Origin of the sequence: Streptomyces collinus Tu 365, from assembly GCF_000444875.1 — a bacterium.
In the GTDB taxonomy this organism is placed as follows: Bacteria; Actinomycetota; Actinomycetes; order Streptomycetales; family Streptomycetaceae; genus Streptomyces; species Streptomyces collinus_A.
This window is the reverse complement of sequence record NC_021985.1, coordinates 5,864,901-5,876,438: the sequence shown is the minus strand read 5'-3', so window position 1 is coordinate 5,876,438 and position 11,538 is coordinate 5,864,901. Positions and strand designations below refer to the sequence as shown.

At 70.7% G+C, this 11,538-nt stretch carries 6 protein-coding genes; 5 read left to right on the top strand and 1 reads right to left on the bottom strand.

Features of this window, described 5'->3' with window-relative positions; all coding sequences use genetic code 11:
• Nucleotides 1–121: 121 nt before the first annotated feature.
• The 3 genes from B446_RS25620 to B446_RS25610 all read left to right on the top strand — a co-directional run bounded on the left by B446_RS25620 (nucleotide 122) and on the right by B446_RS25610 (nucleotide 4,676).
• Nucleotides 122–2,179 carry a M4 family metallopeptidase gene (locus B446_RS25620; RefSeq protein WP_043476458.1) on the top strand — a complete coding sequence of 686 codons (2,058 nt, stop codon included), beginning with the start codon at nucleotides 122–124 and terminating at the stop codon, nucleotides 2,177–2,179.
• A gap of 251 nt (nucleotides 2,180–2,430) precedes the next feature.
• Nucleotides 2,431–4,083, top strand: coding sequence for a M4 family metallopeptidase (locus B446_RS25615; protein WP_020942337.1), 1,653 nt, complete (start codon nucleotides 2,431–2,433; stop codon nucleotides 4,081–4,083).
• 71 nt (nucleotides 4,084–4,154) lie between these two features.
• A complete protein-coding gene (locus B446_RS25610) occupies nucleotides 4,155–4,676 on the top strand; it encodes a DUF1990 domain-containing protein (protein ID WP_020942336.1) in 522 nt (173 codons plus the stop codon).
• A 53-nt stretch (nucleotides 4,677–4,729) separates the two neighbouring features.
• On the opposite strand, the gene B446_RS25605 is transcribed toward B446_RS25610, so the two are convergent.
• The gene (locus B446_RS25605) at nucleotides 4,730–7,348 is read right to left on the bottom strand and encodes a glycosyltransferase family 1 protein (protein WP_020942335.1); all 2,619 of its coding nucleotides are present in this window, start codon (nucleotides 7,346–7,348) and stop codon (nucleotides 4,730–4,732) included.
• A 335-nt stretch (nucleotides 7,349–7,683) separates the two neighbouring features.
• Between B446_RS25605 and B446_RS25600 the strand changes: the two genes are divergently transcribed.
• Together B446_RS25600 and treS are read left to right on the top strand one after the other, a co-directional pair.
• Nucleotides 7,684–9,807 carry an alpha-1,4-glucan--maltose-1-phosphate maltosyltransferase gene (locus B446_RS25600; protein ID WP_043476456.1) on the top strand — a complete coding sequence of 708 codons (2,124 nt, stop codon included), beginning with the start codon at nucleotides 7,684–7,686 and terminating at the stop codon, nucleotides 9,805–9,807.
• Nucleotides 9,804–11,504: a maltose alpha-D-glucosyltransferase gene (treS, locus tag B446_RS25595; RefSeq protein ID WP_020942333.1), complete on the top strand. Its 1,701-nt coding sequence runs from the start codon at nucleotides 9,804–9,806 to the stop codon at nucleotides 11,502–11,504. The genes B446_RS25600 and treS overlap by 4 nt, the downstream gene beginning before the upstream one ends.
• The last annotated feature ends 34 nt before the right edge of the window (nucleotides 11,505–11,538 follow it).

The window sequence follows — 11,538 nt, the reverse complement described above, 5'->3', positions numbered from 1 at the left end:
CGCGTGAGCCGGCTCGGCACCCCGCACACGGCTTTGCGCAACACCCTGCTCTGCCCGGACGTCCGATCCCACCGTCCGGTCTCCCCTGGCCGCGCGACCCGCGGCCACGCAGAAGGAGTCAGTGTTGAGTAGCAGCTCTCGCAGACGCGCCCCCCACACAGCGCTTCGCCCGGCGGCACCCCGCCGCACCGCCACCGTCGCCCTCGTGGGCGTCGCCGCCCTGATCGCCGCCGCCGCGCAGTCCGGCGTGGCCGGCGCCACCCCGGCCGCCGCGCCGGCCCCCGGCAAGGCGGGCCCGGCCCATGCGGCCGTCCGGCTCTCACCCTCGCAGCGCACCGAACTGATCCGGCACGCCGACGCCGGGAGGGCCGCGACGGCGCGGTCCCTCGGTCTCGGGGCCAAGGAGGAACTGGTCGTCCGCGACGTCGTCAAGGACGCGGACGGCACTCTGCACACCCGGTACGAGCGCACCTACGCGGGCCTGCCCGTGCTCGGCGGCGACCTCGTCGTCGACACCGCCGCCTCCGGCGCGGTCGAGCGGGTCGTCGAGGCGAACACCGCCCCGCTCAAGGTCCGCGGACTGACCCCGGCGGCGTCGACGAAGTCGGCCGAGACGCAGGCCGTGCGGCTGGCCAGGTCCCTCGGCGGCACCCGGTCCGCGGCGGACGGCGTGCGCAGGGTGATCTGGGCCGGCTCCGGCAAGCCCGTGCTCGCCCTGGAGACGGTCGTCGGCGGCCTCCAGGACGACGGCACCCCGAACCGGCTGCACGTCATCACCGACGCGGCCACCGGCAAGCGGCTGTTCACGTACCAGGGCATCGAGACGGGCGTCGGCAACACCCAGTACAGCGGCCAGGTCACGCTGACCACGACCCAGTCGGGCTCGACGTACACGCTGACCGACGGCGCCCGCGGCGGCCACAAGACGTACAACCTGAACCACGGCTCCTCGGGCACCGGGACCCTGTTCTCGCAGAGCAGCGACACCTGGGGCAACGGCACCAACTCCAGCGCGGCCACCGCGGGCGCGGACGCCCACTACGGCGCCGCGGTCACCTGGGACTTCTACAAGAACACGTTCGGCCGCAGCGGCATCAAGAACAACGGCGTCGGCGCGTACTCCCGGGTCCACTACGGCAACTCGTACGTGAACGCCTTCTGGGACGACGGCTGCTTCTGCATGACCTACGGCGACGGCTCCGGCAACGCCAAGCCGCTGACCGCCATCGACGTCGCGGGCCACGAGATGAGCCACGGCGTCACGTCCAATACCGCGGGCCTCAACTACAGCGGCGAGTCCGGTGGCCTGAACGAGGCCACGTCCGACATCTTCGGCACCGGCGTGGAGTTCTACGCCAACAACTCCACAGACCCCGGTGACTACCTCATCGGCGAGAAGATCGACATCAACGGCAACGGCACCCCGCTGCGCTACATGGACAAGCCGAGCAAGGACGGCGCGTCCAAGGACAGCTGGTACTCCGGGATCGGCGGCGTCGACGTGCACTACTCGTCGGGCCCCGCCAACCACTTCTTCTATCTGCTGAGCGAGGGCAGCGGCGCCAAGGTCATCAACGGGGTCAGCTACAACTCGCCCACCGCGGACGGGCTCCCGGTCACCGGCATCGGCCGGGACAAGGCGCTGCAGATCTGGTACCGGGCGCTGACCACGAAGTGGACCTCCACCACCAACTACGCGGGCGCCCGCACCGGCACCCTCGCGGCGGCCGGCGAGCTGTACGGCACCACGAGCGCCGAGTACAAGGCCGTGCAGGACGCCTGGGCGGCCGTCGCGGTCGGCGCGCGCTCGGGCGGCGGCGGGGGCGGCGGCACCTCGTACGAGAACACCACACCGGTGTCGATCCCGGACAACGGGCCGGCCGTCACCTCGGACATCGCCGTCTCCGGCAGGAGCGGGAACGCGCCGGCCAACCTCCAGGTGGCGGTGGACATCACGCACACCTGGCGCGGTGACCTGGTGATCGACCTGATCGGCCCGTCGGGGACCGCGTACCGCCTGAAGAACTTCTCCGGGTCCGACTCGGCGGACGACGTGCGGGAGACGTACACCGTCAACGCCTCGTCCGAATCGGCCAACGGCACCTGGCGGCTGAGGGTCCAGGACCAGGCCGCACAGGACGTCGGGACCATCAACAGCTGGAAGCTGACCTTCCCGTAAACCGCACGCCACAGGCCCGCTAACGGAGCGCCACCGGAGGGTTCGTCACTCTCCGGTGGCGTCCGTTTACATCTTTGAAACGTTCGGCAGACAGTCGGTTTTGCGCCAACATCACTTCAGGGTCATGACATGTACGCGCCCCTGGTGCCACTCTTCCTTCACCCGCCGCAGCAGCACAGCAACTTCGCACCGCCACAGCCTCCGGACAGTAACCCCACACTGCCCGGACTCCCCCACGAGAAGGAGCTTCTGTGAGCCCCCTCTACGCGCGTCACAAGCGCACCACTCTGGCCATCGCCACCGCTGTGGCCGCCGGAGCCCTGCTCTCCACCGGGCTGACCACCAGTGCCAGCGCCCAGACGCCGGCCGAGGCCGCCGCCAAGCCCCTGGCCGCCGCCCCGACCGCGCTGTCCTCGGCCGCCCGCACCACGCTGCTGCAGAAGGCACAGGCCGGTGCCGCGCAGACCGCGCAGCACATAGGTCTCGGTGCCAAGGAGAAGCTCGTCGTCAAGGACGTCGTCAAGGACGCCGACGGCACCGTCCACACCCGCTACGAGCGCACCTACGCCGGCCTTCCGGTGCTCGGCGGCGACCTCATCGTCCACACCGCCAAGTCGGGTGCGACCGAGAGCGTCACCAAGGCCACCAAGTGGGCCGTCAAGGTCGCCTCGCTCAAACCGCAGATCTCCGCCGCCAAGGCCGAGAAGCAGGCCCTGAGCGCCGCGAGAACCCTCGGCTCCGCCAAGTCCTCCGCGGACGGCGCGCGCAAGGTGATCTGGGCCGGCTCCGGCAAGCCCGTGCTCGCCTACGAGACGGTCGTCGGCGGCCTCCAGGACGACGGCACCCCGAACCAGCTGCACGTCGTCACCGACGCGGCCACCGGCAAGAAGCTCTTCGAGTACCAGGGCATCGAGAACGCCACCGGCAAGACGCTGTACTCCGGCACGGTCACCCTCAACTCCGTGCAGTCGGGCTCGACGTACCAGCTCACCGACAGCGCCCGGGGCAACCACAAGACCTACAACCTGGCCCGAAAGACCTCCGGCACGGGCACGCTGGTGTCCAGCACCACCAACGTCTTCGGCACCGGCACCGCCTCCAGCTCCTCCTCCGACCAGACCGCGGCCGCCGACGCCGCCTACGGCGCGGCGGAGACCTGGGACTTCTACAAGAACACCTTCGGCCGCAGCGGCATCAAGAACAACGGCGTCGGCGCCTACTCCCGCGTCCACTACGGCAACGCCTACGTGAACGCGTTCTGGGACGACAGCTGCTTCTGCATGACCTACGGCGACGGCTCCGGCAACGTCGACCCGCTGACCTCGCTGGACGTCGCGGGCCACGAGATGAGCCACGGTGTCACCGCCAACACCGCCGGCCTGAACTACTCGGGCGAGTCCGGTGGCCTGAACGAGGCCACCTCGGACATCTTCGGCACGGGCGTGGAGTTCTACGCGAACAACGCCTCGGACCCCGGTGACTACCTCATCGGCGAGAAGATCGACATCAACGGCGACGGCACCCCGCTGCGCTACATGGACAAGCCCAGCAAGGACGGCGGCTCCGCCGACTACTGGTCCTCCTCCGTCGGCAACCTGGACGTGCACTACTCGTCCGGCGTCGCAAACCACTTCTTCTACCTGCTGTCCGAGGGCAGCGGTGCGAAGACGGTCAACGGGGTCTCGTACAACTCCCCGACCTACAACGGCGCCGCGGTCACCGGCATCGGCCGCGCCAAGGCGCTGCAGATCTGGTACAAGGCGCTGACGACGTACATGACGTCGACGACCAACTACAAGGCCGCCCGCACGGCGACCCTGAACGCGGCGTCGGCCCTGTACGGCTCCACCAGCACCGAGTACAAGACGGTCGCGGCCGCCTGGTCCGCGGTCAACGTCGGCTAGCACCAGGTAAGTTGACTGTCGGCGGTACCCGGGCTGAGAGCGACCCGGGTACCGCCTTAGTCTTGTGACCCATGTCCCCGGCGCCCTTCACCTACGAGCCGGTCGGCGCGACGCGCGACGACCTGAGCTTCTGCCCGCCCGGATTCCGCCCGATGCTCGTGCGCACCCGCCTCGGCGAGGGTCCCGAGGTCTTCCGCCGGGCCGCCGAGGCGGTCCTGACCTGGGAGATGCACCGCGCGCTCGGCGTGGGCATCGACGCCACCGCCGACCGCGCGGTCCCCGGCACCGACGTCACGGTCACCCTGGCCGGCCTGGTCAGGGCACCCTGCCGCATCGTGTGGACCGTCGAGGAGCCCCGGCGCGCCGGATGGGCCTACGGCACCCTCGAAGGCCACCCCGAGTGCGGCGAGGAGGCCTTCGTGGTCGACCGCACGGGCGACGGCACCGTCTGGCTGACGGTGGCCGCCTTCAGCCGGGCCGCCAAGTGGTACGCCCGGGCCGGCGGTCCCGCGACCCGGGGCCTGCAGCACGCCTACGCCCGCCGGTGCGGGACGGTTCTGCGCCGGCTGTGCGCCGGCCTGGAGGAGGACTGACCCCCGCGGCACCCGCCACGGGGGCCCGCCCCGGCCCCTGGGCCGTGTCCGGCCTAGCGCAGCAGCACCCCGGCCGCCTCCGCCGCGTCCTCTGACGGCACCGCGACCAGTCCCAGTTCCGCGCTCGACGCGAGGTGGCGGTGGGCCGGCAGGATGCGGACCGTGTAGCCGTAGGGTCCGGCGCGGTCCAGGGAGAGGGGACCCTCGTAGAGCAGGCGGCCCTCCAGGTCGGGAGTGCCCACCGGCTTGAGGGGCACCGTCGTCGCGTCCGTGATGCGGTCCTCGGAGTCGACCCGGCCGGACACGGCCTGCACCTCGACGTCGTCCGGGCCCAGCTCGCCGAGGCCCACCCGGACCCGCAGCCCCACGCTGGTGCCCAGCTCCGCGGTGGCCGTCGTGGCCGTCGTCTCCACGTGGTCGACGCTCACCCCGGGCCACGCGGCACGCACCCGGGCCTTCCAGCCGGCCAGTTCGCGGGCCGTGTCCGGGGTGAGCGCCCGCTGGGCCTGCGCGGCGGGCGCGTACAGGCGGTCGACGTACTCGCGGACCATGCGGCCCGCCAGCACCTTCGGCCCGAGCAGGGTGAGGGTCTGGCGGACCATCTCGATCCAGCGGTCGGGCAGCCCGCCCCGCCCCCGCTCGTAGAACCGGGGCGCGACCCGCTGCTCCAGCAGGTCGTACAGGGCACCGGCCTCGATGTCGTCGCGGCGGTCCGGGTCGGTGCCGGCGCCGTCCGCGGTCGGCACGGCCCAGCCGAAGTCCGGCTGGAACCACTCGTCCCACCAGCCGTCCAGCACGGAGAGGTTGAGGCACCCGTTCAGTGCGGCCTTCATCCCGGAGGTACCGCAGGCCTCCAGCGGGCGCAGCGGGTTGTTCAGCCAGACGTCACAGCCCGGGTAGAGCTTCTGCGCCATCGCCATGCCGTAGTCGGGCAGGAAGACGATCCGGTGCCGCACCCGCGGGTCGTCGGCGAACCGCACCAGTTCCTGCACCAGCCGCTTGCCGCCGTCGTCCGCCGGGTGCGCCTTGCCCGCCACGACGATCTGGACCGGCCGCTCGGGGTGCAGCAGCAGCTCCATCAGCCGGTCCCGGTCCCGCAGCATCAGGGTGAGCCGCTTGTACGAGGGCACGCGCCGTGCGAACCCGATGGTCAGCACGTCGGGGTCGAGCACCCCCTCGATCCAGCCCAGCTCCGCGTCGCCCGCGCCCCGCTGCCGCCAGGACGCGCGCAGCCGCTCCCGCACCTCGGACACCAGTTGCTCGCGCAGGGTGCGGCGCAGCTCCCAGACCTCCTGGTCGGGGATCTCCGCCACCGAGTCCCAGCGCTCGGAGCCGCCGACGGTCAGCGCGTCCTCGGCCCGCTGGGTGCCGATCTGCCGGGCGCCCAGGCGGAGCACCTCCGGGGCCACCCAGGTCGGGGCGTGCACCCCGTTGGTGACGGAGGTGATCGGCACCTCCTCGGCGTCGAATCCCGGCCAGAGTCCGGCGAACATCTCCCGGCTCACCTGACCGTGCAGCAGGGACACCCCGTTGGCCCGCTGCGCGAGCCGGAGTCCCATCACGGCCATGTTGAACAGGTTCGGCTCACCGCCCGGGTACGTCTCCATGCCGAGCGCGAGGATCCGCTGCACGTCGATGCCCGGGAGCTCGGCGTCCGGCCCGAAGTGCCGGCCGACCAGTTCCCGGTCGAACCGGTCGATCCCGGCCGGCACGGGCGTGTGCGTGGTGAACACGGTCCCGCTCCGCACGGCCTCCAGCGCCGGGTCGAAGTCCAGCCCGCGCTCGCACAGCTCGGCGATCCGCTCCAGCCCGAGGAAGCCCGCGTGGCCCTCGTTGGTGTGGAACACCTCGGGGTCCGGGTGCCCGGTGAGCCGGCAGTACGTCCGCACGGCCCGCACACCCCCTATGCCGAGCAGCATCTCCTGGAGCAGCCGGTGCTCGCTGCCGCCGCCGTACAGCCGGTCGGTCACCCCGCGTTCGCCGAGGTCGTTCTCCTCGACGTCCGAGTCGAGCATCAGCAGCGGCACCCGGCCCACCTGGGCCAGCCAGATGCGGGCGTGCAGCGCCTTGCCGCCGGGCAGGGCCAGGGAGATCCGGGCCGGGGTGCCGTCGGCCTCCTTCAGTAGGCTGACGGGCAGTTCGTGCGGGTCGAGCACCGGGTAGTGCTCCTGCTGCCAGCCGTCCCGGGACAGGCTCTGCCGGAAGTACCCGTGCCGGTAGAGCAGTCCGACGCCGATCAGGGGTACCCCGAGGTCGCTGGCCGCCTTCAGGTGGTCCCCGGCGAGGATGCCGAGGCCACCGGAGTACTGGGGCAGCGCGGCCGTGATGCCGAACTCCGGCGAGAAGTAGGCGACCGCGGCGGGCAGGTCCGCGTCCTGGTGCTGGTACCAGCGGTCGCCGGTCACGTAGTCGTGGAGGTCGTCGGCGGCGGCGGTCAGCCGGCGCAGGAACCGCCGGTCGCCGGCCAGCTCGGCCAGCCGGCTCGGGCGGACCCCGCCGAGCAGCCGCACCGGGTCGGCCCCGGCGGCGGCCCAGCGTTCGGGATCGACGGACTGGAACAGGTCGCGCGTCTCCGCATGCCAGGACCAGCGCAGATTGCGCGCCAGGTCACTGAGTGGCCGGAGGGGTTCGGGGAGAACGGGACGGACGGTGAACCGACGGATCGCCTTCACATTCCACCTCGACACGTCGCGGGGTGAGACGCACGGCGCTGTACGTCTCGTCGTCAGGGACGACGGTAGTGGTTACCGGGGGGTCGGTGGGGACGTACCGGACAGGGGTGTCGGGGCACGGGGGGCGTGGACGCCGGGGCGTGGGGCACCCGCACAGAGGGGCTGGTCTTGCGTGTGGACGTACGCGTGAGTAGTTAACAAAGTGCCGGATTGCCCACCCGAACGGGGTGGGAAGGCTCCTCCGGTGACCCCACGGCAGCACCAGAGCACCACCGCAGGACCCACCTCCCCACATCCATCCGCCCACACCCTCGTTGACGCGGACAGGAGCGGTCATGCCCGCCACGCACCACTCGTCAGCACCCCCGACTACCAGTAGGACGGCCGGAAAGAAGACATCGGGCAACAAGTCAGGCAAGCCGGTGGAGGACGTCCTCGAACCGGCGCCACCCCGGCAGCACCCCGGTCCGGCCGGGGCCACCGCCGTCGGACGCATCCCGGTCCTCGACGTGCGCCCCGTGGTCCAGCACGGGCGCAGGCCCGCCAAGTCCGTGGTCGGGGAGGAGTTCGAGGTCTCGGCCACCGTGTTCCGCGAGGGGCACGACGCCGTCGCCGCGAACGTCGTGCTCCGCGATCCGGGGGGACGCCCCGGGCCCTGGACCCCGATGCGCGAACTCGCCCCGGGCACCGACCGCTGGGGGGCCACCGTCGCGGCGGACCGGCCCGGCCACTGGACCTTCACGGTCGAGGCGTGGTCGGACCCCGTCGGCACCTGGCGGCACCACGCGCGGATCAAGATCCCCGCGGGCATCGACACCGAACTGGTCCTGACCGAGGGCGCCCTGCTGTTCGAGCGAGCGGCCGCCGGTGTCCCCGAGGGACAGCGGGCCGTCGTGGCGTCGGCCGCCGCTGCCCTGCGGGACGCGGACCGCCCGGCCGCCTGGCGGCTCGCGGCGGCGTTGTCGCCCGAGGTGGAGGCGGTGCTGGCGCGGTATCCGCTGCGGGAGTTGGTGACCGCCTCGGACGCGATGCCGTTGCTGGTGGAGCGTGAGCGTGCGCTGTTCGGTTCCTGGTACGAGTTCTTCCCGCGTTCGGAGGGTACGGCCGAGGAGCCGCACGGCACGTTCCGCACGGCGGCGAAGCGGCTTCGGGCCATCGCGGAGATGGGGTTCGACGTCGTCTACCTGCCACCGATCCATCCGATCGGCACCACGTTCCGCAAGGGCCCGAACAACTCGCTGACCGCGGGCCCGGACGACGTGGGGGTGCCGTGGGCGATCGGTTCGCCCGAGGGCGGCCACGACAGCGTGCACCCGGCGCTGGGCACGCTGGAGGACTTCGACCACTTCGTGGGCGAGGCCGCCCGGCTCGGACTGGAGGTCGCGCTGGACTTCGCGCTGCAGTGCTCGCCGGACCATCCCTGGGTGCACAAGTACCCGGAGTGGTTCCACCACCGGCCCGACGGCACGATCGCCTACGCGGAGAACCCGCCGAAGAAGTACCAGGACATCTACCCCATCGCCTTCGACGCGGACATGGACGGCCTGGTCGCGGAGACGGTGCGGGTGCTGCGGCACTGGATGGACCACGGGGTGCGGATCTTCCGGGTGGACAACCCGCACACCAAGCCGGTGGTGTTCTGGGAGCGGGTGATCGGCGAGGTCAACCGCAGGGACCCGGACGTGATCTTCCTGGCGGAGGCGTTCACCCGGCCGGCGATGATGCGCGCGCTGGCCGAGGTCGGCTTCCAGCAGTCGTACACGTACTTCACCTGGCGCAACGACAAGCGGGAGCTGACGGAGTACCTGACCGAGCTGTCGGGTGAGGCGGCGGCGTGGATGCGGCCGAACTTCTTCGTCAACACCCCCGACATCCTGCACGCCTACCTCCAGCACGGCGGCCGGCCCGCCTTCGAGGTCCGCGCCGTCCTCGCCGCCACCCTCTCCCCCACCTGGGGCATCTACAGCGGCTACGAACTCTGTGAGAACACCCCGCTGCGCGAGGGCAGCGAGGAGTACCTCGACTCGGAGAAGTACCAGCTCAAACACCGCGACTGGGAAGCCGCAGCCCGCGAGGGCCGCACCCTCGCCCCCCTCATCACCCGGCTCAACACCGTCCGCCGCGCGAATCCGGCCCTCCACCAGCTGCGCGACCTCCACTTCCACCACGCCGACAAGGACGAGGTGATCGCCTACAGCAAGCGGAGCGGATCGAACACGGTTCTGGTGGTCGCCAACCTCGACCCGCACCACACCCAGGAAGCCACGGTCTCGTTGGACATGCCGCAACTCGGCCTGGACTGGCACGAGTCGGTGCCGGTGCGCGACCTGCTCACCGGCGAGACCTATCACTGGGGCAGGGCCAACTATGTGCGACTCGACCCGGGTCGTCGACCCGCGCATATCTTCTCGGTGCTGCGACCGTCCACCCCGCAGATCGGAGGGTCACCCACAATATGATCGTCAACGAGCCCGTCCCGGACACCTTCGAGGACACTCCCGCCAAGGACCGGAATCCGGATTGGTTCAAGAGTGCCGTCTTCTACGAGGTCCTGGTCCGCTCCTTCCAGGACAGCAACGGCGACGGCGTCGGCGACCTCAAGGGCCTGACCGCCAAACTCGACTACCTGCAGTGGCTCGGCGTCGACTGCCTCTGGCTGCCGCCGTTCTTCAAGTCGCCGCTGCGTGACGGCGGTTACGACGTCTCCGACTACACCGCGGTACTGCCCGAGTTCGGCGACCTCGCCGACTTCGTGGAGTTCGTGGACGCCGCGCACCAGCGCGGCATGCGCGTGATCATCGACTTCGTCATGAACCACACCAGCGACCAGCACCCGTGGTTCCAGGAGTCGAGGCGCGATCCGGAGGGTCCGTACGGGGACTACTACGTCTGGGCCGACGACGACAAGCAGTACCAGGACGCACGGATCATCTTCGTCGACACCGAAGCCTCCAACTGGACGTACGACCCCGTACGCAAGCAGTACTACTGGCATCGCTTCTTCTCGCACCAGCCGGACCTCAACTACGAGAACCCGGCCGTGCAGGAGGAGATGATCTCCGCGCTGAAGTTCTGGCTGGACCTGGGCATCGACGGGTTCCGCCTCGACGCGGTGCCGTACCTGTACCAGCAGGAGGGCACCAACTGCGAGAACCTGCCCGCGACGCACGAGTTCCTCAAGCGGGTGCGCAAGGAGATCGACGCCCAGTACCCGGACACCGTGCTGCTGGCCGAGGCCAACCAGTGGCCCGAGGACGTCGTCGACTACTTCGGCGACTACTCCTCCGGCGGGGACGAATGCCACATGGCGTTCCACTTCCCGGTCATGCCGCGCATCTTCATGGCCGTGCGCCGCGAGTCCCGCTACCCCGTCTCGGAGATCCTCGCCAAGACCCCGGCGATCCCCTCCAACTGCCAGTGGGGCATCTTCCTGCGCAACCACGACGAGCTGACCCTCGAAATGGTCACCGACGAGGAACGCGACTACATGTGGGCCGAGTACGCGAAGGACCCGCGTATGCGCGCCAACATCGGCATCCGCCGCCGCCTCGCCCCGCTGCTCGACAACGACCGCAACCAGATCGAGCTGTTCACCGCCCTGCTGCTGTCCCTGCCCGGCTCGCCGATCCTCTACTACGGCGACGAGATCGGCATGGGCGACAACATCTGGCTCGGCGACCGCGACGCGGTCCGCACCCCGATGCAGTGGACCCCCGACCGCAACGCCGGCTTCTCCTCCAGCGACCCCGGACGGCTCTTCCTGCCCACGATCATGGACCCCGTCTACGGCTACCAGGTCACGAACGTCGAGGCGTCCATGTCCTCGCCCTCGTCCCTGCTGCACTGGACCCGGCGCATGATCGAGATCCGCAAGCAGAATCCTGCCTTCGGACTGGGGTCCTACGACGAACTGCAGTCGTCGAACCCCGCGGTGATCGCGTTCCTGCGCGAGTACGAGGACGACCTGGTGCTGTGCGTGCACAACTTCTCGCGCTTCGCGCAGCCCACGGAGCTGGACCTGAGCCGGTTCGGCGGGCGGCACCCCGTCGAGCTGTTCGGCGGGGTGCGCTTCCCCGCCATCGGCGAGCTGCCGTACCTGCTGACCCTGGCGGGCCACGGCTTCTACTGGTTCCGGCTGCGCCGGGAAGCCGCGTAGGCCATACCCGGGTGGGGCGGTTTCCCCCGCCCCA